Origin of the sequence: Erythrobacter sp., assembly GCF_035194505.1 — a bacterium.
GTDB lineage: Bacteria > Pseudomonadota > Alphaproteobacteria > Sphingomonadales > Sphingomonadaceae > Erythrobacter.
In genome coordinates, this window is the sequence record NZ_CP136573.1 from 1,393,947 (window position 1) to 1,419,762 (window position 25,816).

Annotated in this window: 21 protein-coding genes and 2 tRNA genes; 13 read left to right on the forward strand and 10 right to left on the reverse strand. The window is 66.4% G+C overall.

What is annotated here, in order from left to right; translation table 11 throughout:
- Window positions 1–99: 99 nt before the first annotated feature.
- The gene (locus RSE14_RS06945; protein ID WP_324076584.1) at window positions 100–1,647 is read left to right on the forward strand and encodes an amidase; all 1,548 of its coding nucleotides are present in this window, start codon (window positions 100–102) and stop codon (window positions 1,645–1,647) included.
- Between the two features lie 20 nt (window positions 1,648–1,667).
- On the opposite strand, the gene tig is transcribed toward RSE14_RS06945, so the two are convergent.
- Window positions 1,668–3,203 carry a trigger factor gene (gene tig / locus RSE14_RS06950; protein WP_324076585.1) on the reverse strand — a complete coding sequence of 512 codons (1,536 nt, stop codon included), beginning with the start codon at window positions 3,201–3,203 and terminating at the stop codon, window positions 1,668–1,670.
- A gap of 63 nt (window positions 3,204–3,266) precedes the next feature.
- Window positions 3,267–3,351: transfer RNA gene (locus RSE14_RS06955), tRNA-Leu, on the reverse strand.
- 130 nt (window positions 3,352–3,481) lie between these two features.
- Here RSE14_RS06955 and RSE14_RS06960 point away from each other — a divergent pair.
- The 3 genes from RSE14_RS06960 (at window position 3,482) to RSE14_RS06970 (ending at window position 5,782) form a co-directional block, all read left to right on the forward strand.
- The gene (locus RSE14_RS06960; protein ID WP_324076586.1) at window positions 3,482–3,790 is read left to right on the forward strand and encodes a DUF3297 family protein; all 309 of its coding nucleotides are present in this window, start codon (window positions 3,482–3,484) and stop codon (window positions 3,788–3,790) included.
- A 64-nt stretch (window positions 3,791–3,854) separates the two neighbouring features.
- Window positions 3,855–5,279, forward strand: coding sequence for a ribosome biogenesis GTPase Der (der, locus tag RSE14_RS06965; RefSeq protein ID WP_324076587.1), 1,425 nt, complete (start codon window positions 3,855–3,857; stop codon window positions 5,277–5,279).
- A gap of 5 nt (window positions 5,280–5,284) precedes the next feature.
- The gene (locus tag RSE14_RS06970; protein WP_324076588.1) at window positions 5,285–5,782 is read left to right on the forward strand and encodes a DUF2721 domain-containing protein; all 498 of its coding nucleotides are present in this window, start codon (window positions 5,285–5,287) and stop codon (window positions 5,780–5,782) included.
- Between the two features lie 72 nt (window positions 5,783–5,854).
- Here RSE14_RS06970 and bfr read toward each other — a convergent pair whose 3' ends face one another.
- The 4 genes from bfr to RSE14_RS06990 form a co-directional block, all read right to left on the reverse strand.
- The gene (gene bfr / locus RSE14_RS06975) at window positions 5,855–6,337 is read right to left on the reverse strand and encodes a bacterioferritin (protein ID WP_324076590.1); all 483 of its coding nucleotides are present in this window, start codon (window positions 6,335–6,337) and stop codon (window positions 5,855–5,857) included.
- 145 nt (window positions 6,338–6,482) lie between these two features.
- A complete protein-coding gene (locus RSE14_RS06980) occupies window positions 6,483–6,674 on the reverse strand; it encodes a (2Fe-2S)-binding protein (protein WP_324076592.1) in 192 nt (63 codons plus the stop codon).
- 410 nt (window positions 6,675–7,084) lie between these two features.
- Window positions 7,085–8,386 (reverse strand): DUF418 domain-containing protein, encoded by a 1,302-nt coding sequence (locus RSE14_RS06985; protein WP_324076594.1) that lies wholly within the window; start codon window positions 8,384–8,386, stop codon window positions 7,085–7,087.
- A gap of 85 nt (window positions 8,387–8,471) precedes the next feature.
- Window positions 8,472–9,644, reverse strand: coding sequence for an SPOR domain-containing protein (locus RSE14_RS06990; RefSeq protein WP_324076595.1), 1,173 nt, complete (start codon window positions 9,642–9,644; stop codon window positions 8,472–8,474).
- Window positions 9,645–9,896: 252 nt separating this feature from the next.
- Here RSE14_RS06990 and RSE14_RS06995 point away from each other — a divergent pair, with 252 nt between their 5' ends.
- From RSE14_RS06995 to RSE14_RS07005, 3 genes are read left to right on the forward strand one after another with little or no spacing between them, the layout of a single operon-like run.
- Complete coding sequence (locus RSE14_RS06995) at window positions 9,897–10,622, forward strand: AAA family ATPase (protein ID WP_324076596.1); 726 nt, start codon at window positions 9,897–9,899, stop codon at window positions 10,620–10,622.
- A 24-nt stretch (window positions 10,623–10,646) separates the two neighbouring features.
- The gene (locus RSE14_RS07000; protein ID WP_324076597.1) at window positions 10,647–11,372 is read left to right on the forward strand and encodes a toxin-antitoxin system HicB family antitoxin; all 726 of its coding nucleotides are present in this window, start codon (window positions 10,647–10,649) and stop codon (window positions 11,370–11,372) included.
- A gap of 41 nt (window positions 11,373–11,413) precedes the next feature.
- Window positions 11,414–12,760 carry an SPOR domain-containing protein gene (locus tag RSE14_RS07005; RefSeq protein WP_324076598.1) on the forward strand — a complete coding sequence of 449 codons (1,347 nt, stop codon included), beginning with the start codon at window positions 11,414–11,416 and terminating at the stop codon, window positions 12,758–12,760.
- Window positions 12,761–13,101: 341 nt separating this feature from the next.
- Here RSE14_RS07005 and RSE14_RS07010 read toward each other — a convergent pair whose 3' ends face one another.
- Complete coding sequence (locus tag RSE14_RS07010) at window positions 13,102–14,334, reverse strand: dihydroorotase (RefSeq protein WP_324076599.1); 1,233 nt, start codon at window positions 14,332–14,334, stop codon at window positions 13,102–13,104.
- Window positions 14,331–15,347, reverse strand: coding sequence for an aspartate carbamoyltransferase catalytic subunit (locus RSE14_RS07015; protein ID WP_324076600.1), 1,017 nt, complete (start codon window positions 15,345–15,347; stop codon window positions 14,331–14,333). Before RSE14_RS07015 ends, RSE14_RS07010 begins: the two co-directional genes overlap by 4 nt.
- Before the next feature lie 120 nt (window positions 15,348–15,467).
- On the opposite strand from RSE14_RS07015, the gene sppA reads away from it, so the two are divergent.
- The 6 genes from sppA (at window position 15,468) to RSE14_RS07045 (ending at window position 24,443) form a co-directional block, all read left to right on the forward strand.
- Window positions 15,468–17,363: a signal peptide peptidase SppA gene (gene sppA, locus RSE14_RS07020; RefSeq protein ID WP_324076603.1), complete on the forward strand. Its 1,896-nt coding sequence runs from the start codon at window positions 15,468–15,470 to the stop codon at window positions 17,361–17,363.
- 107 nt (window positions 17,364–17,470) lie between these two features.
- Window positions 17,471–17,545, forward strand: a tRNA-Val gene (locus RSE14_RS07025).
- A gap of 224 nt (window positions 17,546–17,769) precedes the next feature.
- Window positions 17,770–18,162, forward strand: a complete 393-nt coding sequence (locus RSE14_RS07030; protein ID WP_324076605.1) for a hypothetical protein — start codon at window positions 17,770–17,772, stop codon at window positions 18,160–18,162.
- A gap of 2 nt (window positions 18,163–18,164) precedes the next feature.
- Window positions 18,165–20,915 (forward strand): M10 family metallopeptidase C-terminal domain-containing protein, encoded by a 2,751-nt coding sequence (locus RSE14_RS07035; RefSeq protein WP_324076606.1) that lies wholly within the window; start codon window positions 18,165–18,167, stop codon window positions 20,913–20,915.
- Window positions 20,916–21,019: 104 nt separating this feature from the next.
- Window positions 21,020–23,647 carry a M14 family zinc carboxypeptidase gene (locus tag RSE14_RS07040; RefSeq protein ID WP_324076607.1) on the forward strand — a complete coding sequence of 876 codons (2,628 nt, stop codon included), beginning with the start codon at window positions 21,020–21,022 and terminating at the stop codon, window positions 23,645–23,647.
- Between the two features lie 49 nt (window positions 23,648–23,696).
- A complete protein-coding gene (locus tag RSE14_RS07045) occupies window positions 23,697–24,443 on the forward strand; it encodes a hypothetical protein (protein ID WP_324076608.1) in 747 nt (248 codons plus the stop codon).
- Here the strand turns inward: RSE14_RS07045 and RSE14_RS07050 are convergent.
- Complete coding sequence (locus tag RSE14_RS07050; RefSeq protein ID WP_324076609.1) at window positions 24,417–25,094, reverse strand: Fe2+-dependent dioxygenase; 678 nt, start codon at window positions 25,092–25,094, stop codon at window positions 24,417–24,419. The genes RSE14_RS07045 and RSE14_RS07050 overlap by 27 nt on opposite strands.
- A 10-nt stretch (window positions 25,095–25,104) precedes the next feature.
- The gene (locus RSE14_RS07055; RefSeq protein ID WP_324076610.1) at window positions 25,105–25,746 is read right to left on the reverse strand and encodes a TetR/AcrR family transcriptional regulator; all 642 of its coding nucleotides are present in this window, start codon (window positions 25,744–25,746) and stop codon (window positions 25,105–25,107) included.
- Between the last annotated feature and the right edge of the window lie 70 nt (window positions 25,747–25,816).

Below are 25,816 nucleotides of genomic sequence, written 5' to 3' on the forward strand. Positions count from 1 at the left end.
CAATTTCAAGGGCGTTTACCGTGTCGCCTGTGAATTGCGGGTTACACCTGCCTCAGCCGAGGCTTGCATCGCTGCGCAAAGCAGGCAAACCTGCGGGTCATGACCATCCTTGCCCTCGCGCGGCCCGCGCTCGCCCTCGCCCTTGCCACCACCTCGGCTGCGGCCCTCGCGCAAGCCGCGCCTGCACCTGCCGCCGCAGACGCTCCCACGGATCGCGAGGCGATGAGCGAATTGCTGGCGGTGGACGAATATATCCTGCGCATCCAGGCATTGGACGATAATGGCCCGCGCCTGAATGCCGTGATCGACTATGATCCCGCCGCCGCCGTCAAGGCGCGCCAGCAGGCGGGCATCGGTCCGCTGCGGGGCCGCACAGTGCTGGTGAAGGACAATATCGAAACCGCCGAATTCCCCACCACCGCCGGCAGCCTTGCCCTCAAGGACAATGCCACCGGACGCGACGCGCCGCTGATCGCCTACCTGCGCAAGAATGGCGGCGTGGTGCTGGGCAAGACCAACCTTTCCGAATGGGCCAATATCCGCTCCGACGGATCGACCAGCGGGTGGAGCGCGGTGGGCGGCCTCACCCGCAATCCTTACGCGATCGACCGCAACACCTGCGGCTCCTCCTCGGGCAGCGGTGCGGCGGTGGCGGCGGGCTTTGCCTGGGCCGCGATCGGCACCGAGACCAATGGCTCGATCACCTGCCCGGCCTCGACCAACGGGATCGTCGGCTTCAAGCCCAGCGTCGGCATCGTCAGCCGCACGCATGTCGTTCCGATTTCGAGCACGCAGGACACCGCCGGGCCGATGACCCGCACGGTCCATGATGCCGCGCTGCTGCTCACCGCCATCGCCGGCGAGGACAAGGCCGATGCCGCCACGCTCGGCGCCAAGCGAGTGAAGGATTACACCGCCGGGCTCGATACCTATTCGCTGAAGGGCGTGCGGATCGGGGTGATGCGCAAGCAATTGGGCAGCCGCGATGATCTGAAGGCGATCTTCAACACCGCCGTCGCCGATCTCCAGCGCGCGGGCGCGGAGATTGTGGAGATCGACTTCGATCCCAACAACGCGATGTATGGCGACAGCTTCACCGTGCTGATGTTCGAACTGCGCGAGGAGCTGGGCAAGTATCTCGTCTCGATCCCCGCCTTCAAGGAGGGCACGACGCCGCGCAGCCTGGCCGACATCATTGCCTTCAACACTGCCCATGCGAAGGAGGAGCTGCGCTGGTTCGGGCAGGAGCTCTTCACCCTGGCTGAAAGCACCACCGACCGCGCGGCTTATGAAAAGGCGCGCGCCAATGCGGTGCGGATCGCGGGGGCCGAAACGCTCGACAAGCTGCTGGCCGACAACAAGGTGCAGTTCCTGATTGCCCCCACGCGCGGCCCGGCATGGACCACCGATCTGGTGAACGGCGACAATTTCGGCGGCTCGGTCGGCTTCGGCAGTCCGTCCGCGATTGCGGGCTATCCGCACCTCACCGTGCCGATGGGCGCAATCGAGGGCCTGCCGGTGGGCCTCAGCATCATGGGCGCCAAGTGGGACGATCACGCCGTGCTGAAGGCGGGCGCTGCCTACGAAAAAGCGCGGACAGCCAAGCTGCCCGCGCCCACATTCCGTCCGTGGCGTCCGGCGGAGTAATCACCCCGCCGGTCACCTGATCACTTCTTGGCAGCGGCCTTCTTGGCCGGGGCCTTCTTGGCGGCGGGCTTTTCTTCAGCCGCAGCCGCTTCCTTCTTCGCAGGCGCCTTCTTGGCCGGAGCCTTCTTGGCAGCCGGCTTTTCCTCGGCAGCAGGGGCTTCTTCGGCCTTCTTGGCCGGGGCCTTCTTCTTGGCAGGCGCCTTCTTGGCCGGAGCCGGTGCGGCACCTTCTTCGGCTTCGATCGCGGCCTGAAGCTCTTCCACGGTCACTTCACGCTCGGTGACTTCGGCCTTGTCGAACAGGAAGTCGACGACCTTGTCTTCATAGAGCGGGGCGCGCAGCTGGGCGGCGGCCATCGGATCGGACTGGATGAACTGCACGAAACGCTCGCGATCCTCGGTGCGATACTGCATCGCGGCCTGCTGGATCAGCATCGACATTTCCTGACCGGTCACTTCCACGCCATTGGCCTGGCCGATTTCCGAGAGCAGCAGGCCCAGACGCACGCGGCGCTCGGCGATGCCGCGATATTCGTCCTTTTCGTCCTGGATCTGCTTGAGCGCGCCCGCCGGATCCTCGTCACGCGAGGCTTCCTGCTGGAGCTGCTGCCAGATCTGGGCGAATTCGGCCTCGACCATGGTGGCCGGGACTTCGAAGCTGTGGCCCGCGGCCAGCTGATCGAGCAGCTGGCGCTTCATCTGGGTGCGGGTGAGGCCGGCGGTCTGCTGTTCCAGCTGCGCCTTCATGATTTCCTTGAGCTTGTCGAGGCTGTCGAGGCCGAGGCTCTTGGCGAAATCTTCATCGACCACGGTTTCGGTTTCGATCTTCACCGCCTTCACGGTGATGTCGAAGGTCGCTTCCTTGCCGGCGAGATGCGCGGCCTGATAGGCTTCGGGGAAGGTGACGGTGATGGTGGTTTCCGCACCGGTCTTCACGCCGACGAGCTGTTCTTCGAAGCCCGGAATGAAGGTGCCCGAACCGATCACCAGCGCCGCGTCTTCAGCCTTGCCGCCGTCGAATTCGACGCCGTCGAGCTTGCCGACGAAATCGATGATCAGCTGGTCGCCCTCGGCCGCCTTCTTGGTCTTGGGGGCGTCCTTGTAGCTCTTGTTCGAGCCAGCGATGCCGGCCAGCGCCTCGTCGATCTGGGCGTCGGTCACGGGGACCACCAGACGCTCGAGCTTGAGGCCGTCGATTCCCGGCGCATCGATGGCGGGCAGCACTTCGAGGCTGACCGAGATCTGCGCGTCCTTGCCCTGCTCGTAATCGTCGTTGAGGCCGACTTCCGGCTGCATCGCCGGACGCAGCGCTTCATCGCGCACCAGCTGGTCGACCGATTCGCGGATCGTGTCGTTCACCACCTGCGCGTGCAGGGCCTCGCCGTGCATCTTCTTGACGAGATTGGCCGGAACCTTGCCGGGACGGAAGCCGGGCATCCGCACCTGCGGGGCGATCTTCTTGATCTCGGAATCGATCTTGGCTGCAAGATCGCCCGCCGGGATCGTGATCAGGTAGGCGCGCTTGAGCCCTTCGTTGGCAGTCTGCTTGGTGTGCATAAGAACTGGTCTGAAGCCTTCTTGATGAGAAATCCGAGATGCCGGACAATCCGAGCGGCGAATTGGTGCGGGCGAAGGGACTCGAACCCCCACATCTTGCGATACCAGAACCTAAATCTGGCGCGTCTACCAATTTCGCCACGCCCGCATGCCCGAACGAAGCCGCGCGGGAAGCAAGGCCCCCCGCGCGTATTAGCGGGAGCCCTTATCCCCGCTCGCCCAAAAGGGCAAGCGCAACACGCTTGAAGCTGGAGCAAACCCCCGATAAGGCGCGCGCCATGACCGAAGAAACCCCCAACTCCGCCCCCACCGCCACCGGTTCGGACGTTCCGCCCGATCACCTGTCGGTCAATCCGCGCAGCCCGCATTTCGATGCGGAGAAGCTCCAGCGCGGCATCGGCATCCGTTTCAAGGACCGGGTGCGCACCGATGTCGAGGAATATTCGATCTCCGAAGGCTGGGTGCGGGTGCAGGCGGGCAAGAGCGTGGACCGCAAGGGCCAGCCGCTGACAATCAAGCTCACCGGCCCGGTCGAGGCGTGGTTCGAGGACTTGGGCGAGAACCCGCCGGTCGCCCGAAAAGCCTGAGGCGCTGGGCTGATTCCGGCCCGAACTTGCCAAACGAGGCAATAAAGCCCAATTGGCGCGGGATATGTCCCTCCCCAAGAAGCCCGAAGTCGTCATCATCGGCCGTCCCAATGTCGGCAAGTCCACGCTGTTCAACCGGCTGGTGGGCAAGAAACTCGCCCTCGTGGACGATCAGCCCGGCGTGACGCGCGACCGCCGGATGGGCGATGCCGTGATCGCGGGATTGCACTTCACGATTGTCGACACCGCCGGGTGGGAGGACGAGGACGAACTCAGCCTCCCTGGCCGGATGCGCAAGCAGACCGAGGCGAGCCTTGCGGGTGCGGACGCGGCCGTGTTCGTGATCGACGCGCGCGCGGGCCTCACCCCGCTGGACGAGGAAATCGCCCGCTACCTGCGCGAACAGGAAGTCCCCGTCGTGGTCGTCGCCAACAAGGCCGAAGGCAAGGGCGGCGAGGCCGGCGCGATGGAAGCCTATGCGCTGGGCCTTGGCGAGCCGCTCGCCATGTCGGCCGAGCATGGCGAAGGCATTGCCGATCTGTTCGGCGGGCTGTGGCCGATCATCGGCGCCAAGTCGGAAGGATGGGAAGAGGCGAACGACGCGGAGCGCGCCGAGATCGCCGCGATGGACGAGGATGATCGCCCGCAGGGCCCATTGAAACTCGCCATCGTCGGGCGGCCCAATGCGGGCAAGTCCACCCTCATCAACCGTCTGCTCGGCGAAGACCGCCTGCTGACCGGCCCCGAAGCCGGGATCACCCGCGATTCGATTGCGATCGACTGGGTGTGGCACGATCCCAAGGCCGGCCCCGACGAGGACAGCGCCCGCGAGATCCGCCTGATCGACACGGCGGGGATGCGCAAGAAGAAGAACGTCACCGAGAAGCTCGAAAAGCTTTCCGTGGCCGATGCCCGCCGCGCGGTGGATTTTGCCGAAGTCGTGGTGCTGCTGCTCGATGCGACGCAGGGCCTTGAACATCAGGATCTGAAAATCGCTTCGCTGGTGCTCGAAGAGGGCCGCGCGCTGATGATCGCGATCAACAAGTGGGACGTGGCCGAGGACGCGAGCAAGCTGTTCAACGGCATCCGCGCCGCGCTCGATGACGGCCTTGCACAGGTGCGCGGGCTGCCGCTGTTCGCCGTCTCCGCCAAGACCGGCAAGGGGCTGGACCAGATGCTCTCGGGCGCCTTCGAACTGCGCAAGGCATGGTCGAAGCGCGTGCCGACTTCGGCGCTCAATCGCTGGTTCGACGATGCGCTGGAGGCCAACCCGCCGCCCGCGCCCGGCGGCAAGCGCATCAAGCTGCGCTACATCACCCAGGCGGGAACGCGCCCGCCGCGCTTCGTGATCTTCGGCACCCGCCTCGACGAATTGCCCAAGAGCTACGAGCGCTATCTGGTGAACGGCATCCGCGCCAAGCTCGGCTTTGACGCCGTGCCGGTGCGCGTGACGCTGAAGGCCAACAAGAACCCCTACGCCAAGGAGTAGCCGCGATGCTGCTGCTGGACATTCTTTCCGCCGCTGCCGCTCAGGCACACACCCCCTTCGCTGTCGAGATCATCGAGCGCACCGCCTCCACCCCGCGCGTGCAGCAGGTGGTGCAGCTTTCGCTTGCCCCCGCCTTCCTGCTCTCGGGCATCGGGGCGATCATGAATGTGGTGATGAGCCGCATGATCTGGATCTCGCAGCGGATCGAGAACATCGACGAGAAGATAGAGGACCAGCGCACGCCCAAACAGGTGCGCGAGCTGGGCTGGCTGATGCGGCGGCGCAAGCTGGCGCAGGGCGGGATCTTCTTCTCCACCGCAGCCGCCGTGATCATCAGCCTCGTGATCGGGCTCTTGTTCATCTCGGCCTATATCACCGCGCAGATCGGCACGGTGATCGCCGGGCTATGGGTGCTGACGATGGTGCTGCTGGTGACGGGACTGGCGTTCTTCCTGCTCGAAACCCGGCTGGCGGCCCGCGGGGCACCTCCGGCGACGGAATAGAGCGCGCAAACGAAAAGGGGACAGAGCCTCGCCTGGCCCTGCCCCCCTATCCGGCAATTCTTGCCTTGCAGCTCAGCTATCGCCAGCGGCGGCGCTTTGCAACTGGCAGTAATTGTGAAGGCCCATGCGCTCGATCTGCTCGAACTGGGTTTCGAGGAAGTCGACATGCTCCTCCTCGTTCTTGAGGATGTAGGCGAAGAGATCGCGGCTGACATAGTCGCGCACGCTCTCGCAATGCTCGATCGCATCGCGCAGCAGCGGGATCGCCTCGTGTTCGAGCGCGAGATCGGCGCGCAGCACCTCCTCGACATTCTCGCCGACCTTGAGCTTGTGGATCGCCTGGAAGTTGGGGAGCGCTTCGAGGAAGAGGATGCGCTCGGCCAGCTTGTCGGCGTGCTCCATCTCCTCGATCGATTCCTTGCGCTCGTAGGCGGCCAGCTTCTTGAGGCCCCAGTTGTCGAGCACGCGGAAGTGCAGCCAGTACTGGTTGATCGCGGTCAGCTCGTTGGTGAGCGCCTGGTTGAGATAGTCGATGACCTTCTGGTCGCCCTTCATGGGAAAGCTCCTTGGGAATTGTCAAAGCCGGTTGCGGCGTTGCGCCATAGATAGACGCCCACCAGCCCTGTCCGCAAGGATAATCGAGAATTTTTCTTTATGAATCAGCGCGTTGCGAGCCGTTCGCAATCGCGTTTAAAGGCGCTTATACTGCGAATACCTCGCAGGATGCCGCCGCGCGCTCGGCATCGATGATTTCCTGCGCTTCTCCAAGGCATTGGCCGCAATTGGGGCGCTTGCCCATGCAGGCATAGGTCGCTTCAGCGTCGCCATCGCAGGTCAGCGCGGCTTTCCGCAAATCAGTCTCACGAATGGCATTGCAGATGCAGATGTACATGGGCGTGCGAATCTTTCCTGCGAAGCGTTTGCAGGAACCAAGATATGCGAATTATTCTCAGTTACAATGTTTTTTGTTTGCGCCTCAAGCGCCGGGCGCGGGCCGGGAGTTTTTTGTGTCCGCACGCCCTCCGGCGTGCGAGATCCTCGCTCACACGCCCTGCGGGCGCGTCGCTGCGGGCGGCCGTTCGGCCTTGCGGCGAGGCTTCGCCCGCCGAACCAGCGGTACACGCAAGCGATGCTCTGGGGCGCTGCATCGGCCCGCCAACGGACGGGCCGCAAGCGCGAACGCGCGCCCGCAGCGACGCTGGCGCAGCTAGCATGAGCGAGGATTTCGCAGCGCGGAGGCGCTGCGGGAAACAAAAACGCCCGCCGGAACCGCTCTGCGTCGGGAAGCCTTGCGCTAGTTCCCTACTTCTTCAGGGGAAAGAGAGACCGATACGTGAGGCAACGCCACAGCCACTCCAGCGGGCCATAGCGGTAGCGCTCCAGCCACGGCTTGCTCCACGCCAGCATCAGCACCCAAGTGCTCACCACCACGATGTAGAGCTGCGGGCGATTGAGTTCTCCGAAGAGGCCCAGCGCCCAGCCGTGAAAGATGAACATCATCACCACCGATGTGCCGAGATAGTTCGTGAAGGCCGCCCGGCCCGCGGCGCGGATGCGCTCGCCCAGCCAGCCGGTCGCGCCCGGGGCATAGGCGACCAGCAGCGCGGCGAGGCCCAGCACCATTGCGAGGCGCGGCAGCGTGCTCCACGCAACGAAGGCGGCCTGCGTTGACCAGAAGCTGAAGCCATAGGACTGCACCAGCAGCCCGATCGCCAGATGCGCCAGCCCGCCTGCCATCATCCCGGCCCAGCCCCAGCCCAGCAGCTTGCCGCGCGCCACCCCGCCGCTGAAGAACCCCATGCGGTAGAGCGCCATGCCGATCAGCATCAGCGGGAAGGTCTCGAACCCGAACAGCAGCGCATTGGCGAGCGGCTCGTACCACTGCTCGGTGAAGCGGTAGGCGACCAGCGTGCCGTAATCGCCCGCGGCAATCGCGGCATTGGGCACCTCGCCGTGCGCGATCATGGTGTCGACACTCGCGAGCATATTGGCGCGCTCCTTGGCGAGCTGCGGGCTGGATGTGCCGAAGGGCGTTTCGGCAATCAGGAAGGGCATGGTCAGCGATCCGCCGATCAGCACTGCGCCGAGGATGTAGCCCGCGATCCCGACCCGCAATTGCGTCTTCACCGCCCACTTCATGCAGGGCAACACAAGGAAGCCGAACAGCGCGTAGTAGAACAGGATGTCGCCGGGCCAGATGAAGAAGAAGTGCACCATCCCGAAGCCCATCAGGATCGCGAGGCGCCAGGCTTGCAGCTTGCGGGTGGCACCCCGCGCCCAGGCCTTCTCCATGAACAGATACATGCCCGCGCCGAACAGCACGGTGAACAGCCCGCGCATCTTGCCGTCGATCAGGATGAACTGCGCGATCCACATCCACCCGCCCGGATCGCCCGGATCGGTGAGGAAGGCGGTGGGATACATATAGGCCTCGAACGGCTGTCCGAAGGCGACGATATTGGCCGCAAGGATGCCCATGACGGCCAGCCCGCGGATGAAATCGAGCGTATCGATGCGCTCGGCCGTGCTGACCGGAGCGATGGCCGCGGGCGCATCTGCCCCGTCGAAGTCCTGCGCATCGCGCAGCGTCACTGCATCATCCATGGCTGATCCCCCGGCCTGTTGGTCGGGAGAACTTAGCAAATCGCAAGGGTTTGGGAAGGGACGCTGGTCGAGCGGTGTCGGCGGCTCAGCCTTGTCCGGCCACGAGGCAGGCCTGCCCCTGCTGCTTGAGGCTCGCGCAGGCGCGGCTGGCTTCGGCCTCGCTGGCAAAGCCGGTGGCGAGCAGGCGGGTAACCTTGCCGCTCGGGATCAGGGTCTTGCGGGTGCCCGCGAGCGCCGGATTGCCGGCGAGCTGGCCCCACAGGCGTTCGGCATTGGCCGCGACCCCGAAAGCGCCGAGCTGCACGCGCCAGCTGCCGCCCATGCGCGGGGCCGGAGCGGGGGCAGGTGCAACGGCGACGGGCCGGGGCGCAGGTTTGGGGGCAGCCGCAACCATGACGGGCGCGGGAGCAGGAGCGGGCGCGGGCGCTGCAACAGGCCGGGGCGCAGGCGCAGGCGCAGGCGCTGTGGCAATCGCGGCGGCGGGCGCGCGGCTGCTGACCCGTACCGGGCCATTCGCGGTCACGGGCACAGACGCAGGTGCAGGCGCTGCGGATGCCAGCACTGCGGCACGCGGCTTCGGCGCCACGGGCGCGGGAGCGGCGGCTGCGGGCATGGAAGACGAGGCACCATCGCTCCCCAGTTCGGCGGCGGCCAGCATGGTGCTGCGCTGCGCCTTGGCCTGCTCTTCAAGCTGGCGGGCGAGCGACTGCGCCTGCTGGCGCTGCACCATCGGGACATAGCGGTCCATCTGCGCAATCGCGTCCTGCGCCTGCGGCAGGCCCTGGCTCTGCGCCAGAGTCATCAGCGCATAGGCGCGCACCCAGTCACGCGGGGCGTAATCGGCGTTGAAGTGCGACAGGCCCAGCACATATTGCGCGCGCGGATCGCCGCGCTCGGCGGCGGCGCGAATCAGCGGCATGGCCTTGTCCTGCTCGCCTTCCTGAAACAGCATCAGCCCGAAATTGTCGGCCGCCTTCACATGGCCGCGCTCGGCCGCCTTCTCGTAGAGCGCACGCGCGCGTTCGTTGCTGGCCTCGACCCCGCGACCCAGGCGATAGGCCTGCGCGAGATTGAACAGCGCATCGGCATCGCCCTCGGCGGCGGGGCCCTGCCATTCGGTGACGGCGCGGGCATAGTCGCCTGCGGTCCAGGCATCGACCCCGGCTTTCACATCGGCCAGCACCGGCGTTGCTGCCAGTGCCATCAGCGCAAACGCCATTGCAGCGCGCGTACCCGTTCCTGCGATCATTCCAGCCATTGCTCGCCTCGCGTCATCCTGTGAGGGTTTCGTTGCGCTTTCTTAATCACAATAGGGTTAGCAAATCCTTGTTGCGCATCACGCGCTGCTGCGGGCAGCCGCAAGCCTACCATCGCACCGCCCCGCAATCGCTTAAAGCGCAAGGCGTTAACCCAAAATTAGGGGTGTCCTGCGATCCCGTTCCCATCCAGCCGCTGGTCGGGGTCGCAATAGGGCGGGCCCAAGCGGTCTTAATCCAGGGGGACCCAGGCGTTGCGTGTACTCGCTTTGGCATCGCAGAAAGGCGGATCGGGCAAGACCACCTTGTCCGGGCATCTGGCCGTCCAGGCCCAGCGCGCAGGCGCCGGACCGGTCGTGCTGATCGACATCGATCCGCAAGGGTCGCTCGCGGACTGGTGGAACGAGCGCGAGGCGGAATATCCCGCTTTCGCCCAGACCACGGTCGCACGTCTCGCAAACGATCTTCAGGTGCTGCGTCAGCAGGGCTTCAAGCTGGCGGTGATCGACACTCCGCCCGCGATCACCATGGCGATCCAGTCGGTGATTTCGGTGGCCGAGCTGATCGTGGTGCCGACCCGTCCTTCCCCGCACGATCTGCGCGCCGTGGGCGCCACGGTTGACCTGTGCGAACGCGCCGGCAAGCCGCTGGTGTTCGTCGTCAACGCCGCCACCCCCAAGGCCAAGATCACCTCGGAAGCCGCCGTCGCGCTCTCGCAGCACGGCACTGTCGCGCCGATCACCCTGCACCACCGCACCGATTTCGCCGCCTCGATGATCGATGGCCGCACGGTGATGGAAGTCGATCCCGAAGGCCGCTCGGCGGCCGAGATCGGCGCGCTGTGGCGCTATATCGCCGACCGGCTCGAAAAGAATTTCCGTCGCACCGTGTTTGCCCCTGCCCCCGCCAATGGCGCGGCCCAGCAGATGGGCGGCGTGCCGCGTCCGGCTGGCGGCTTCGGTCGCCGGGTGGCCCAGTAAGCGCGAAGACAGGGAACCAGGGCGATGTCCGAATCCGGTTTTGCCTCGCTCGGCCCCACTCTCTTGGCACGCAAGGGCGGCGCCAAGCCCGCGATGCGTCCGCAAATCGCTCCGCTCGTGGTTGACGAGGCCGAAGTTGCAGCCCTGCCCGAGGACAAGCTCGAGGATCTCGGCTGGAACGATATGGGCGACGAATCGGGCGCGCAGATCGTGCCGATCAGCGCCGCTGTCGTCGGCCCCGAAGCTGCCGCGCCCCACAATCCTATCGTCCGCCGCCAGCAGCGCCGCCTTGAAGAGCGCGTGCTCGCCGATGCGGTGATGACCGGCCCGGAAGACGAAACCGAAGAGGCCTTCGACGAAGGTTTCGAAGGGGCGTTCGATGACGCGGGCGAAGATGATTCCTTCGACTATGCCGCCTTCGAGGCCGAGGCCGAAGCCGAATACCACGAAGACGAGGCGGACGGCGCTGAAGGCTATGTGCCCGAAGCTCCCCTACCCGTCGCCGCGCCCCCCGTTGCACCCGTTGCCGCGCCCATTCCTGCGCCCCGCGCACCCCGCGTTGCCAGCAAGGCCGCAGAACGCCGCGCTGCCTTCACCCTGCGGCTCGATCCCGAGCGCCACCTCAAGCTGCGCCTTGCGGCCACCATGCAGGGCGTGAGCGCGCAGGCGCTTCTGACCGAGGCGCTCGACGCCATGCTTGCCGAATTCGACGATCTTGATGTGATCGCCGCTCATCTGAAACGCCACTGACAGCCACCGCGAACCGACAGGATCACAAGGGGACAATGACCATGGACCGCAGCATCAAGACCGGCTTCACCGCGCCGCGCCTCGCGCTCGCCGTCACCACCGCACTGGCGGGCCTCGCGCTCGTGGGCTGCTCCACGGCGGCACCGCGCGGGGACATGTCTTTCGCCAGCGCCCAGACCGCGCTCGCCAAGGGCCAGACCGACAAGGCGATTATCCACGCCGAAGCGGCTGTGCTGGCCGAACCGCGCAACCCCGGTTTCCGCGCCCTGCTGGGTGCCGCCTATCTCGAAGCCGGACGTTTCCAGTCGGCCGCGACCAGCTTTGAAGACGCGCTCGATCTCGGCAATGAAGACCCGCGCACCGTGCTTAGCCTAGCGCTGGCCCGCACCGCCACCGGCGACGGCAAGGCTGCGGTCAAGGTGCTGGACGACAATGCGCGTCTGATCGATCCGGCTGATCTGGGCCTTGCCTATGCGCTCGCCGGCCAGCCGGAGCGCGGCGTGCACGTGCTGATCAACGCTGTCCGCAGCGCCGAGCAAGCCACGCCCAAGCTGCGCCAGAACCTCGCTTACACCTATGCGCTCGCCGGCAACTGGCGCGCGGCGCGGGTGATGGCCGCCGAAGACGTGCCGGCCGACCAGCTCGATGCGCGCCTCACCGAATGGGCGCTGATGAGCGCGCCGGAACACTTCCAGCAGCGCGTCGCGACCATGCTCGGCGTGACCCCGCGTGCCGATGACGGCCAGCCGCAGCAGCTCGCCCTCGCCAACTTCCCCGCCCAAGAGGTGATGGTGGCCGAAGCCGCGACCCAGGCCGATGCGCCGGTGGTGGCTGTCGCTTCGCCTGCCCCTGCCCCCGTCCAGGCTCCGGTTGGCGCCCCCGTGGCCGCAGCCAAGCCCTCCTTTGCCGAGGCTTTCGCCCAGCCGGTTGCCGCGCCTGCGGCCCGCCCGGCGACCGCACGCGGCGGCATCCAGTTTGTTTCGAACCCGGTGGTGCAGGAGCTTCCCGCTCGCCCCGCAGCCCGTGTCGCCCAGCGCCGCATGGCCGCGACCGCCGGTTTCACTGCTCCTGCCGCCAGCGGCAAGGACGCGGGCACGCACCTCGTGCAGCTCGGCGCCTACAGCAGCAAGGTCGAGGCCGAGCGCGGCTGGACCGTGCTCAAGGGCAAGTTCCCGCAGCTGAAGGACCGCAATGTCGTCATCACCGAAGCGGTGGTGGGTGGCCGCACCTTCTGGCGCGTCGCCGCCGAGGGCTTCGGCAAGTCGAGCGCGCAGGCGATGTGCGGCACGGTGAAGTCGGCCGGTCGCGGCTGCTTTGCCTATGCCGCCTCCAGCCCGCCGGCCGGCGCGGTGGATCGCGGCGTGCGCATGGCTTCGCGCGCGCGCTGAAGTTTCCCCCTGATTGAATGAGCGAAACTGCTCCCGGAAGGCCACGGCTTTCCGGGAGTTCTTTTTTGGCGCTTTCCTACAGAATGGCCCCCGCGATAGGGTCAATTTGCGCCGCTGGTCGGACTTTCGGTTTTTTCAGACCGTGAAACATTGCCGCAGGGCGCAAGAATGGCGGAAATCCTCGGGAAATGCCGCTCCAATCCAACAGAGCCGGGTCGTTTTAGACCCCTCCCAGACCCCCGCTAGCCCCGGTTTGACCCCCGCTTAGGCCCGGTTTGGCCCCGCGATGCGCGCGCGCAAGGGTGCCTTTGCCAAGGGGTGATTTGTAGGAAAGGGGGCTCTCAGACCACCCGCACCCCGCCCTTCCACAGGCCCAGCACGCGGCCCTGCGCGCCCTGCCGGTCAAAGGGGGTGTTGTCGGCGGTGGCCGCCATTTTGCGCCGGTCGATGATCCACGGCTGGTCGGGATCGATCAGCGCGATATCGGCCTCCAACCCTTCGGCAAGCCCGCCTGCCGGAACCCCCAGCAGGCGGGCAGGATTACGCGACACGAGATCGAAAGCGCGGGCCATGTCAATCACCCCGTCCCGAACCAGACCCAGCACCATGGCGAGCAACGTCTCGGCCCCCGCCATGCCGGGCAGGGCATCGGCAAAGGGCAGGCGCTTGTCCTCCGGCCCGCGCGGATCATGGCCGCTGGCGATCACGTCAATCGTGCCATCGGCAATCCCCTCGCGGGCGGCCTGCCGGTCCGCTTCGCAGCGCAAGGGGGGCGAGAGGCGGGCGAAGCTACGGTAGTCAACGGTCGCTAGGTCCGAGAGCATGAAATGCGCAGGCGTGATCCCGCAGGTAACGGGGAGACCCCGCGCCTTGGCCCCGCGCACCAGATCAAGCCCGGCCCGCGTCGTCACCTGCCGGATGTGGAGCCGCGCCCCCGCCAATTCGGCGAGCGCAATATCGCGGGCAATCGCCAGCGCCTCGGCCTCGGCAGGCGCAGCCGGAAGGCCAGCCCGCGTCGCGATCTCGCCTGCGGTGGCGACGGCGTTTCCGGCCAGCCCGGCATCCTCGGCATGGGCGACCACCACGAGATCGAGCATCGCGGCATATTGCAGCAGCCGCAGCATCACGCCGCTATCGCCAATCCAGCGCCGTCCGGTGGCAATCCCCCGCGCGCCCGCCTGCTGCATCAGAGCCAGCTCGGCCAGCTCGCTGCCCTCCAGCGCGCGGGTCGCGGCGGCGAGCGGATGGACCCACAGATCGGGCTTCCCGCTCTTGGCGATGAAGCCCACCCGGCTCGGCAGATCGAGCGGCGGGGACTGGTCCGGCATCAAGGCAGCACGGGTGATCCCGCCGAAATGGAACGCGGGCTTGTCGACCGCAAAGACCCCGCAATCGACGAGGCCGGGGGCGACCAGCTTGCCCTTGGCGTCGATCACTTGGTCGCCCTCGGCAGGCGCGACTTCGGCCCCTGCGCCCGCGATCAGTCCATCGGCGCAGCGCAGCGCACCTGTGACAATTCCTGCGGGCGTGACAACCTGCGCATTGGTGATGGTGAAAGGCGCGGTCTGCTTCATGCCCAGCCCTCCGCCCCGCGCGCTTCGCGTGTGAGAATATCAAGGCAGGCCATGCGGATCGCGACCCCCATCTCCACCTGCCGCGTGATCAGCGAACGCCCTTCCATATCGGCGACCTCGCTATCGATCTCGACCCCACGATTCATCGGCCCGGGGTGCATCACCAGAGCATCGGGAGCGGCGAGCGCCAGGCGGTCCATGGTGAGGCCGTAGAGGTGGCGATATTCGCGCGCGGAAGGGATGAACTGGCCGCTCATCCGTTCCGACTGGAGCCGCAGCATCATCACCACATCGGCGCCCGCCAGCGCCTGTTCGAAGCGGTGGAACACGTGCACCCCCATCGCCTCGACCCCGGCCGACATCAGCGCAGGCGGCGCGCAGACCCGCACCTCTGCGCCCAGCGCGGTAAGGCACAGGATGTTCGAGCGCGCCACGCGGCTGTGGAGGATATCGCCGCAGATCACGACCTTGAGGCCGGTGAAATCCTCTGCCGTCTCACCGCGTTCCTGCAAGGCATGGCGCAATGTCAGCGCATCCAACAGGGCCTGCGTCGGGTGCTCATGGCTGCCATCGCCCGCGTTCAGAACCGGGCAATCGACCTTGTCCGCGATCAGCCCCGTCGCCCCCGAAGAGCCGTGCCGGATCACGATCGCATCGGCGCGCATTGCGTTCAATGTGATCGCGGTGTCGATCAGCGTCTCGCCCTTCTTCACCGAGCTTTGCGCGGCGTGCATGTTGACGACATCCGCCCCCAGCCGCTTGCCCGCGATCTCGAAGCTCAAGAGCGTGCGGGTGGAGTTCTCGAAGAAGGCGTTGATGATGGTCAGGCCCGCCAGAAGATCGGAATGCTTGGCGCTCTGGCGATTGAGCGCGACCCACTGCTCCGCCTCGTGCAGCAGGAACAGGATCTCGTGCCGCTGGAGCTTGCCAATGCCGGTGAGATCGCGGTGCGGAAAGGCGAGGCGCCCGGCGGGAAAGCGGCCCGAAGGCGCGGAAAGGTTGCTCGCGGTCATTAAAGCAATGCCCTTAGTCGAGCGGTGTCCGTCGCTCAACCCATTAAGGGCGTGCTTTGCAATGGAAGTCGTAAGGATCACCCGCTAAACCTGCGCCGTTGCGCATGAAGGGGCCAATGCATGAGTTTTGTCGGCAAGGTGTGGAAGGTGCTCGTCGGGATCAAGGACGGGCTCGTGCTGGTTTTCATGCTGCTGTTCTTCGTCGCCCTGTTCGGCATCCTCTCCGCCCGCCCCTCTGCCGGGCAAGTGCGTGACGGGGCGCTGCTGATCGATCTGTCGGGCCGGCTGGTCGAGGAAAAGTCGGTGCTCGATCCCCTCGAGGCGCTGCTCTCCGGTTCCGCACCGGTCTCCGAATACCGCGCCCGCGACATCATCCGCGCGCTCGATGCCGCCGCCACCGACGAACGGATCACCGCAGTCGTGCTCGACATGACGATGTTCATGGGCGGGGGGCAGGTCCACCTCACCGAAATCGGCGAGGCGATGGACCGCGTGCGCAAGGCCAAGAAGCCGGTGCTGACCTATGCGATGGGTTACGGCGATGATCAAATGCTGCTCGCCGCCCATGCCAGCGAAGTGTGGCTCGATCCGCAGGGCGCGGCGATCGTCACCGGGCCGGGCGGCAATAATCTCTACTTCGCAGACCTGCTCCAGAAGGTCGGGGTGAACGCCCGCATCTACCGCGCCGGGACCTTCAAATCGGCGGTCGAACCCTATGCGCGCAGCGATATGTCGGATGAAGCGCGCGAGAATATCGGCGGGCTCTACAATGCGATGTGGGCCGAATGGCAGGCCAATGTCGGCAAGGCCCGGCCCAAGGCGCAGATCGCTCAGGTGACCGGCAAGACCGCCGAGTGGCTCGCGGCAGGCGGTGGCGATCTCGCCGATGCGGCCCTGAAGGCGGGTCTGGTCGACAAGCTGGGGGACCGCGTGCAGTTCGGCAGGCGGGTCGCCGAATTGGCGGGCAAGGACCGCTTCGACAGCACGCCGGGCGCCTTTGCCTCGAGCGATCTCGATGCCTTCCTCGCCGACATCGGAACCGAGCGGAAGGGCAAGGCGATCGGCGTCGTCACCATCGCGGGCGAGATCGTCGATGGCGAGGCCGGCCCCGGCACGGCGGGCGGCACGCGGATTGCCGATCTGCTCGACGAGGCGCTCGACGATGATCTGGCCGCGCTCGTGGTGCGGGTCGATTCGCCCGGCGGTTCGGCCACCGCATCGGAGGAAATACGCCGCGCGATCCAGCGCTACCGCGATCGCAAGATCCCGGTCGCGGTCTCCTTCGCCAATGTCGCAGCGAGCGGCGGCTACTGGGTCGCCACCTCGAGCGACCGCATCTTCGCCCAGCCCGAGACCGTCACCGGATCGATCGGCGTCTTCGCGGTGCTGCCGACCTTCGAGCCGCTTGCGGCGAAGATCGGGGTCAATGCCGATGGCTTCAAGACCACGCCGCTTGCCGGCCAGCCCGACATCATCGGCGGCTTCACGCCCGAGATCGACGCGGTGCTGCAGGCCGGCGTTTCCTCGACCTATCGCGATTTCCTGACCCGCGTGTCGCGCGCCCGCAAGCTGCCGGTCGAGCGGGTCGACGCGATCGGCCAGGGCCGCGTGTGGGATGGCGGCGCGGCGCGCCAGATCGGGCTGGTCGACCAGTTCGGCGGGCTCGAGGATGCGCTCGCCTGGGCCGGTGAAAAGGCCGGGCTCAAGCAGGGTGAGTGGCATCCGGTGTTCCTCGGCACGGCGGAACAGAACTTCGATCCGCTGATCCGCCAGCTGCTCGCCAGCGAGAACGGGGGCGAGACAGCGCGCATGGCAGGCGGCGATCCCTTTGCGATGATCGCCCGCCAGCAGGATGATCTGGCCGCAAGGCTGCTGCACGATGCCCGCCGCCTGATGGGCACGAGCGGGGTGCAGGTCATGTGCCTCGAATGCCCCGGCCGCCTCGTCCCCGCGCCTGCACGCCATGCGCCGCAGGGCGGGATGGCAGGGCTGATGCGGCTGCTGCTTGCCGACTGAGGCGGCCAAGGCAAAAAAGTCGCAGGCTGGATGGCCGGCACCGCTTGCCAAGCCGCAAGGACCCGATTAAAGGCGCGCCCCTGTCCCGGCCAAATGGCCCTTCGGACGGGCGCGTAGCTCAGCGGTAGAGCACACCCTTCACACGGGTGGGGTCACAGGTTCAATCCCTGTCGCGCCCACCATCTTTCCTGCGATGACGAGAGATGGCGGCTCCCCCAGAGGCGGACCGCTCGGCCAGCTGTTCCGCCCGCGCGGCGGATGCAGGGAAATTTGCCTGCGGTTAATCTTTATCTTCTTAAACTCTCGCGGTTTTCTGTTATGAAGGCGGCCTGTTTCCAGCGCTGCCGTGAAGGGCCGGGTCCGAACCACCGCGATGTCATTGCCAAAGCACACCGTTCCCGCTCTGATGGCAGCAGCATTCCTGCAACCCGCCTGCGCAACCAGCCCGATGCCCACCACCTGCACTGTCACCGGCGCGACCGGAGCCCTGCCCGGCATGGATGCCGCCGCGATCTGCGAGCGCTTCGAAAGCGATCTTGCCGCCGCGCTCGGACAGCGCCCTGCGCCCGAAGGGCTGGCGATTGCCCTCACCCTGCACAAGCGCGGCGCGATCGATGCGCAGTTGTCCGCCGGAGGAACTGGCGCGCGCCCGCAATATCCGTCTATTTCGGTCGAATCCACCGACCGCGCCCTGCAGCCCGATGATATTGATCGTCTGGCCCGCGCGGTTGCGGCGGTGCTGGCCGAACCGCCAACCGATCAGACTGCGCAGCCGACTGCGCCACACAAAGGGGAGTAGCCATGTTCATCGAGACCTTCGCCGGCAACCGCGAGCGGCTGGGGATGATCGCCGAGGATGGTGTTCCGGGTGGCGGGCTCGAGACCTACCGCGAAACCATCGTCCACACCGGCGGCTGCGCCTGCATGGGCTGCGGCGGGCTGAGCAACAAGGGGCTCACCGGCGGCTCGGACGATCAGCCCAGCGACACCGTGATCGGCGGGGTCGGCACGACATCGTCGATCGCGCCGGGGACTTCGGTGCAGGGCTCGATCGAAACCGGCGGCGATTCCGACTGGTTCCGGATCTCGCTGGTGGCCGGCCAGACTTACACCTTCACCGTATTCCTTCCCCCAAGCGCGCTGCGCGATTCGATCCTCACCCTGCGCGATGCCAACGGCACCTCGCTGATCGAGAATGACGACGCGAACGGCGCGGCGAACCTGCTCTATTCCGAGATCAACTTCACCGCGACGACCAGCGGGAACTACTATCTCGACGTGCGCGGCTTCCAGACGCGGACCGGCTCTTACATACTCCACGTCTCGCAGCCCCATGTCGACGCGGCGCTCGGCAATGCCTCGACCACGGCGAGCCTCACCGTCGGTGCAGCGGCGACAACGGCAGCGATCGACGTCAATGGCGACCGGGACTGGTATGCCGTCACGCTGGTCGCCGGTCAGACCTATGAAATCATCACCAGCGCCACCCCGTCCGGGCCGGGCGCGGATGTCGACACCACGCTCACCCTGCGCTCGGCGAGCGGATCGGTGCTGGCCTTCAACGATGACAGCGCGGGCACCTATTCCCGCATCCGCTTCACCGCGACCACCAGCGGCACCTATTTCGTCGATGTCGGCGGCTTCGTGGATTCGGACAGCGGTGGCTACCGCCTGGCGATCAACGAGGCCGCGCCGCTCACCGAATTCACCTATAACCAGATCGCCAACCAGCTGCTGGTCAATTACTGGGGCGGTTCGGCACGGCGCTGGAATGTCGGCCCGGGTGGCACGCTGACGGTGAACCTCACCGGCCTGACGAGCGACGGGATCTTCCTCGCGCGTGAGGCGCTGAGCCTGTGGACCGATGTGACCGGGATCACCTTCTCCGAAGTCACCAGCGGCGCGCAGATCACCTTTGACGACACGGAGGAAGGCGCCTTCGCCAGCTCCACCATCGTCAACGGGTTCATCACCAACTCGTCGATCAACGTCGGCACGGGGTGGATCACGCAATATGGCACGGGCCTCAACACCTACTCGTTCCAGACCTATGTCCACGAGATCGGCCACGCGCTGGGGCTGGGGCATGGCGGCAACTACAACGCCAATGCCAGTTACACGCAGGACGCGCTCTATCTGAACGATTCCTGGGCGACGACGGTGATGTCCTATTTCGATCAGGCGGAGAACACCTTCTTTGCCGCGCGCGGGTTCAGCCGGGTGTTCGCGATCTCGCCGATGCAGGGCGATATCGTGGCGCTCCAGCAGTCCTACGGCAATGCGTCCTCCACCCGCACGGGTGACACGATCTATGGCGTGGGCAACACCTCGGGCCGCGAGATCTACGGGGTCAGCACCGCGGTGCGCAATGCGGCCGGCAATCTGCTCGCATTCACCATCGTCGATCATGGCGGCACCGACACGCTCGACTATTCGACCTTCACCGCCAACCAGCGGATCGACCTCAACCCCGAAACCTTCTCGAATGTCGGCGGCAGCACCGGCAATATGAGCATCGCGCGCGGCACGGTGATCGAGAACGCGATCGCCGGATCGGGGGCGGATACGCTGATCGGCAACAATGTCGCCAACCGCCTGACCGGCGGGCTCGGCAATGACACGATCAATGGCGGCTCCAACGTCGACTTCGCCATCGTGCGCGGCACCCGCTCGCAATATACCGTGACGCAAACCTCCACGGGCGTGTTCCAGGTGACCGGCCCGGACGGGACAGATACCCTCACCGCGATCGAGTTCCTGCAATTCGACGACCAGATCCTGCGTCTGCGTCCCGGCACGGGCGTCAGCGTCACCTTCAACACCGCCGACCGCACTGTCTACCAGACCGCGATGAACGACATCCGCGACTTTGATGGGAACGCGCTCGGCGGCAATGGCGGCTGGCTGCGGATCGGGCAGGCGGATGTGAACGGGGACGGCGATATCGACCAGATCCTCGTCAACCGCCTCATCGGCCGCTTTGCGACAGTCGGCACCGCGCCCGATGGCCTGGTCTATTTCAATGACCACGGCTGGGCGGGCGAGACGCGGGTCGCTGGCATCTATATCGATCCGCTGGTGCTGGCCGGTGTGGTCGAGCGCTTTGGCCCGAACGACAGCCAGCGCCGCTTCCAGAACGATCTCCAGATCGAGAACATCAACCGCGTGCTGGGCGCGAATGATTATGATCGTGACGGATTGCAGGAGGTCTATTTCGCGCTCACCGATGGCACCGCCTACCTGCGCGCGATCATGGAGAACGACGGCAATATCCGTTATGCGAACTACCAGTCGCAGCAGGAGGTGATCAACTATCTCACCGCCAACGGCTTCGGGCCGGATACCTGGGCGGGATGGTTCCCGAACACCAGCGGCGGCGTGCAGGGCCTCTCGGAAGATACGATCGCAGGGGCCGAAGAGAGCGATCTTGGCAGCGCAGTGCCGGCAGGTCTGGGCGGCGAGAACGCAGCCACCCCCGGCCTCGTCTTTGCGGACAGCTTCGCCTTTGCCACCCGGCCCTTCGAGGATCATCTGCGGTCGGAGTTCTACTAGAGCCTTTTCCGCCTGCGGTGAACGCCCCTCCCCGCTTGACCGGAACCGCCCGTTCGCGGCAAGGCTGACCGCGCGCCCCGGTTCCGGGCAAACGAGGAAAAATCATGCGGAAGACTATCTGGGGCCTCGGCCTCGTCGTGCTGGCCATGCTTGCGGCGGGCGGGCAACCGGCCAGTGCGCAGTCCTTCATCGACGGCCGCTTCGATCCGGCGATCCCGACGCTTCAGGCGACCGTCGGCCATGCGCCCGGCACCCGCATCACCTCTCCGGACGAGACCTATGCCTATCTCAAGGCGCTGGTCGCCGCCGCGCCTGACCGGACGCGGATGGTGCAATATGCCACCAGCTGGGAAGGCCGACCGCTCTATTACGTGATCGTCTCGAGCCCCGAAAACATCGCCCGGCTCGATGCGATCCGCGCCGATCTGGCGAACATCGCCGCAGGCCGCACCTCGAACGGGGCGGCGCTGCCGGTCACCTGGCTGGCATACGGCGTCCACGGCAACGAGATCTCCTCGACCGATGCCGCGTTGATGACCGCCTATCACCTGCTCGCCGCGCAGGAGGATGCCCGCGCCGCCAAGATCCTGCGCGAGACCATCGTGGTGATCGACCCGATGCAGAACCCCGACGGCCGGGCGCGCTTCGTGAACAACTTCCTCGCCGCCAAGGGCATCGATGCCGCCGCCGACCGGCAGGCCGCCGAGCATGACGAGCCATGGCCGAGCGGGCGCGTCAACCACTACATGTTCGATCTCAACCGCGACTGGTTCACCCTCAGCCAGCCCGAAACCCGCGGCAAGGTCGCCGCGATCCGCAGCTGGAATCCGGTGGTGGTGGTCGATCTGCACGAAATGGGCGGGGACGAGAGCTACTTCTTCTCGCCTGCCGCCCAGCCCTTCAACCCCAATCTGTCGCCTGCGCAGATCCGCGCCTACGAGCTGATCGGCCGCGCCAACGCCGCCGCTTTCGACGCGATGGGCGAGCCCTATTTCACCCGCGAGGTCTATGACCTGTTCTACCCCGGCTATGGTGACACCTGGAACGCGCATCAGGGTGCGATCGGCAGCACCTATGAACAGGCCTCGGCGCGCGGGCTGGAGTTCGAACGGCGGGACGGCACCACGCTGACCTATGCCGACGGGGTGCGCAACCACTTCACCACCAGCCTGGCAACCGCGGGCGCGGTGGCGGACAATCCGCAGCGTTTCCTGACCGACTTCGCGCAATATCGCGCGGGCAATGCCAGCGGTGCCGCCGGACGCGGGACCTATGTGATCGACCTTAGCAAGCGGCGCTGGAATGCCGAGACCCTCGGCCGCCGCCTCGCCGCGCAGGGCATCACCGTACAGCGCCGTGAAGGCGCGGCCAGCCTGTGCGGCAAGAGCTACCCGCAAGGCTATCTCGCCGTCCCGCAGGCCCAGCCCGCCGCGCGGCTGGTGAAGAGCCTGCTTGATCGCGACACGCCCCTTCCGCCGGATTTCCTTGCCGAGCAGGAGCGTCGCCGCGCGCAGGATCTGCCGCACGAGCTTTATGATGTGACCGCCTGGTCGGTTGGCCTCATGGCCGGCGTCGATGTCACCTTGTGCAACGCGCCCGCCACGGGCGATGCGCTCGCCGGTGACACGCCGGTGGCCGCGCTGAGCGAAGGCGCAGGCACCTTCGGGATCGCCGTGCCGTGGAACGACAGCGGTCAGGCACGGCTCGTCTCACTGGCGCTGCGCGAAGGGGTCGAGGCGCGGGTCACCGACAAGGCCTTCACCAAGGCCGGTCGCGAATTCCCGCGCGGCACGGTGGTGTTCCCGGCGGGTAGCAACAGCCCTGAAAAGATGGCCCGACTTGCCGAACTCGCCCGCGAAGTCGGCGCGCAGACGGTCGCGCTCGATTCCGGATGGGTCGATAGCGGCCCCAATCTCGGCAGCGAGAGCTTTGTGCGGCTGACCTTGCCGCGCGTTGCTATTGCATGGGACGACGGCATTGATCAGCTCAGCGCAGGCGCGATGCGCTATGTGCTCGAACGCCGCCTCGGCGTGCCGGTGGTGCCGATCCGCACCCAGCGCCTCGCCCGCGCGGACCTCGCCGACTACGATGTGCTGCTGGTGCCCGAGGGTGAGCCCTCGGCGATCCTCGGCGAAGGCGGCCAGCGCACGATCCGCGATTTCGTGCGGCGCGGAGGCGTGCTGGTGGCGGTGGGCGACAGCCTCGAGACCTTCAGCGGCGGCGATGCGCCGATGCTCAAGGTCAAGCGCGAAGCCGCGCTGGGCCGCGATCCGGCAGCCGGCGACAAGAGCAAGGAGGGCGGCCTCGCCGAAGCGGTCGAGATTGCCAGTGACGCGGAATATCGCGAGGCGATCAAGGACCAGCAGGCCCTGCCCGACACCATGCCCGGCGCGCTGCTCAATGCGGTGGCGGATCGCGATCACTTCCTCTCGGCAGGCTATGACGCGGGGGCCGTGGTGCTGGCGACGGGGACGCAGATCTTCACCCCGCTCGACCGCGCTGATGGCATCAACGTGCTGCGCTTTGCCGCGCCCGGCGATCTCATCGCCAGCGGCTATGTGTGGGACGAGAACCGGCGGCAGCTGGCCTACAAGCCCTACCTGATGGCACAGCGGCAAGGGCGCGGGCTGGTGATCGGCTTTGCCCATGATCCCGCGACCCGCGCCTATCTCGACGGGCTCGACCTGCTGATCGCCAATGCTGTGCTGATCGCACCCTCGCGGGTGCGCTGAGACCGGCGCGCAGGGCGGAGTGATCTAGGAACCTGACACGGAATGTGTCATGCTGCTTGGCATGACGCTGTTCCACGCGCTCGTCGTGCTTCATGTCGCCACCGGTGTGGTGGGGCTGACGGCGTTCTGGGGGCCGATTGTCACCCGCAAGGGCGCCGTCAATCATCGCAAATGGGGCAAGGCGGCCTGCTACGGCTTTCTGGGCGCGGGCATGCTGGCGATCGCGATGGCGCTGCTCTCGCTCTACGGGCCGGAATACCGCCACCCCGAAATCACCGACCGAACGCTGTATGAGGGGCTGTTCGGCTGGATGATGCTCTATCTCGGCATGCTCACCATCGGCTTTGTCGACTATGGTCTCGCCGTGGTGCGCCACAGTCGTGATCGGACTGCCCTCAGGGCTCCGCGCTATCAGGCGGTGATTGCCGCCGTGATTGTCTCGGGCGCGTGGTGCGGCTGGTTCGGCTTCAAGGTCGGACATCCGCTGATGATGCTGGTGGCATTCATCGGGATCGTGTCGATGCTGATCCAGCAGCGCTACATCTGGCAGACCAGCGATCCACCGCGGCAGACTTATGTTGGCGAGCATTTCCGCGCGCTGATCGGCATGGGGATCTCGGCCTATACCGCGTTTCTGTCGGTCGGCCTGATCCGCATGATCCCCGAGCACGTGTTCAACCCCGCGATCTGGGCGGGGCCGAGTGTCATCGGGGTGAGCCTGATCATCTACTTCACCCTCAAGGGAAAGAAGCAGGCCGCCGCCAAGCCGTCAGGGTCGCGCCCACATCCGCAATAGGTTCGCGATGGTCTTGTCGAGCGTCAGCAGCTCGGCCGATTGCGCGGGGAGCTGGCGGCGCAGCGAGGCGCGCAGGTTTTCCAGATCGAACAGCATCTCGCGTTGCGAGGGATCTGCCACGAGGCTTTCGATCCAGCCGACGCATACGATCCGCGTGCCGCGCGTCACGGGCCGGACCTCGTGGATGCTGCCCGAGGGGTAGAGCACCATGTGCCCCGCCTCGCCCTTCAGCTCCTGGGTCATACCGGCTGCATGGACCACCAGCTCGCCGCCGTCGTACTCTTCCGGCGGGGTGAGGAAGAGCGTGAAGGACAGATCGGTGCGCAGCCGGGCATCGCCCTTGCCCATCAGCGCATTGTCGACATGGTTGCCGTAATGCCCGCCCACGCCCGTCTTGCTGATCAAGAGGGGCGAGATGCGGCGGGGCTGAGCGGCGGCCTTGACCACCGGATGATCGGCAATCAGGCGCGAAAGCTCGTCAGACAAGCGGCGGCCGGGGACAGAGTCCATGCTGGCCTGAAGGTTGCTCTTGACCGCACGGGCCACCGCGCCAGCGGTCTCGCGCCCGTCGCGCCATTCGAGCAGGGCAACGCGCTCGGCAATCGCGGCGAGGTGTTCGGCATCGGGAATGGCGTGAATGGCAAGGATCATCCCTGCCCCTCTAGCGCCGCAGCAGGCCTTCCGCCAGCAATCGGTTGACCCCGTCTGCGACCTCTTCCGGGGACTTGTCCGACTGGCCCCATACGGCAAAGCGCAGGCCGGCAAAGACGTTCATGCCCATGATCGCCCAGGCTTCGATTTCGCCCAGCCCGTCGCGGAATTCGCCATGCTCGGCACCGGCGCGCAGGCGATCGGCAATGCGGGCAGCGATAGTCTCGTAGTGTTCGCGGTAGCTCGCCGGATCGACGAATTCGGCCTCGTCGATGATGCGGTAGACTTCCTTGTGTTCGGCCGCAAAGCGCAGGAACGCCGTCAGCGCCGCACGTTCGATTTCGAGCGGGCCCATGCCGTCGTTGAGGGCCGAACGCGCGCTGGTGCGCACCTTCTCGCTCATGTCGGCGACCAGCGCCCGGAACAGCGCGTCCTTGCTGTCGAAATAGGTGTAGAAGCTGCCCAGCGCCATGCCTGCTCGCCGCGTGATCGAGCTGACCGAGGCTTCGTGAAAGCCCTTCTCGCCGAATTCCTCGGCGGCCGCATCGAGCAGCTTGCGCAAGGTCCGCCGCCCGCGCTCGGTGCGCGGCGCCTTGGGATCGTCCGCAACCAGCGGCGCGTCGATCACAGTGCTGACCCGAGTGTTGCCCATCCGCATCTCCCTCCACGCTTTCGGTAAGCCGCGCAAGGGGCGTGCACAAGTCTAAACTTGAAAGGTGGTT

Coding starts and splice junctions, on each gene's coding strand:
- RSE14_RS06980 (WP_324076592.1), bottom strand. CDS start 6,674: ATGTACATCTGCATCTGCAATGCCATTCGTGAGACTGATTTGCGGAAA.
- der (WP_324076587.1), top strand. CDS start 3,855: ATGTCCCTCCCCAAGAAGCCCGAAGTCGTCATCATCGGCCGTCCCAAT.
- sppA (WP_324076603.1), top strand. CDS start 15,468: ATGAGTTTTGTCGGCAAGGTGTGGAAGGTGCTCGTCGGGATCAAGGAC.
- RSE14_RS06960 (WP_324076586.1), top strand. CDS start 3,482: ATGACCGAAGAAACCCCCAACTCCGCCCCCACCGCCACCGGTTCGGAC.
- tig (WP_324076585.1), bottom strand. CDS start 3,203: ATGCACACCAAGCAGACTGCCAACGAAGGGCTCAAGCGCGCCTACCTG.
- RSE14_RS07050 (WP_324076609.1), bottom strand. CDS start 25,094: ATGATCCTTGCCATTCACGCCATTCCCGATGCCGAACACCTCGCCGCG.
- RSE14_RS06970 (WP_324076588.1), top strand. CDS start 5,285: ATGCTGCTGCTGGACATTCTTTCCGCCGCTGCCGCTCAGGCACACACC.
- RSE14_RS07035 (WP_324076606.1), top strand. CDS start 18,165: ATGTTCATCGAGACCTTCGCCGGCAACCGCGAGCGGCTGGGGATGATC.
- RSE14_RS07040 (WP_324076607.1), top strand. CDS start 21,020: ATGCGGAAGACTATCTGGGGCCTCGGCCTCGTCGTGCTGGCCATGCTT.
- RSE14_RS06990 (WP_324076595.1), bottom strand. CDS start 9,644: ATGGCTGGAATGATCGCAGGAACGGGTACGCGCGCTGCAATGGCGTTT.
- RSE14_RS07005 (WP_324076598.1), top strand. CDS start 11,414: ATGGACCGCAGCATCAAGACCGGCTTCACCGCGCCGCGCCTCGCGCTC.
- RSE14_RS07045 (WP_324076608.1), top strand. CDS start 23,697: ATGCTGCTTGGCATGACGCTGTTCCACGCGCTCGTCGTGCTTCATGTC.
- RSE14_RS07015 (WP_324076600.1), bottom strand. CDS start 15,347: ATGACCGCGAGCAACCTTTCCGCGCCTTCGGGCCGCTTTCCCGCCGGG.
- RSE14_RS07010 (WP_324076599.1), bottom strand. CDS start 14,334: ATGAAGCAGACCGCGCCTTTCACCATCACCAATGCGCAGGTTGTCACG.
- RSE14_RS06945 (WP_324076584.1), top strand. CDS start 100: ATGACCATCCTTGCCCTCGCGCGGCCCGCGCTCGCCCTCGCCCTTGCC.
- RSE14_RS07000 (WP_324076597.1), top strand. CDS start 10,647: ATGTCCGAATCCGGTTTTGCCTCGCTCGGCCCCACTCTCTTGGCACGC.
- RSE14_RS07055 (WP_324076610.1), bottom strand. CDS start 25,746: ATGGGCAACACTCGGGTCAGCACTGTGATCGACGCGCCGCTGGTTGCG.
- bfr (WP_324076590.1), bottom strand. CDS start 6,337: ATGAAGGGCGACCAGAAGGTCATCGACTATCTCAACCAGGCGCTCACC.
- RSE14_RS07030 (WP_324076605.1), top strand. CDS start 17,770: ATGGCAGCAGCATTCCTGCAACCCGCCTGCGCAACCAGCCCGATGCCC.
- RSE14_RS06985 (WP_324076594.1), bottom strand. CDS start 8,386: ATGGATGATGCAGTGACGCTGCGCGATGCGCAGGACTTCGACGGGGCA.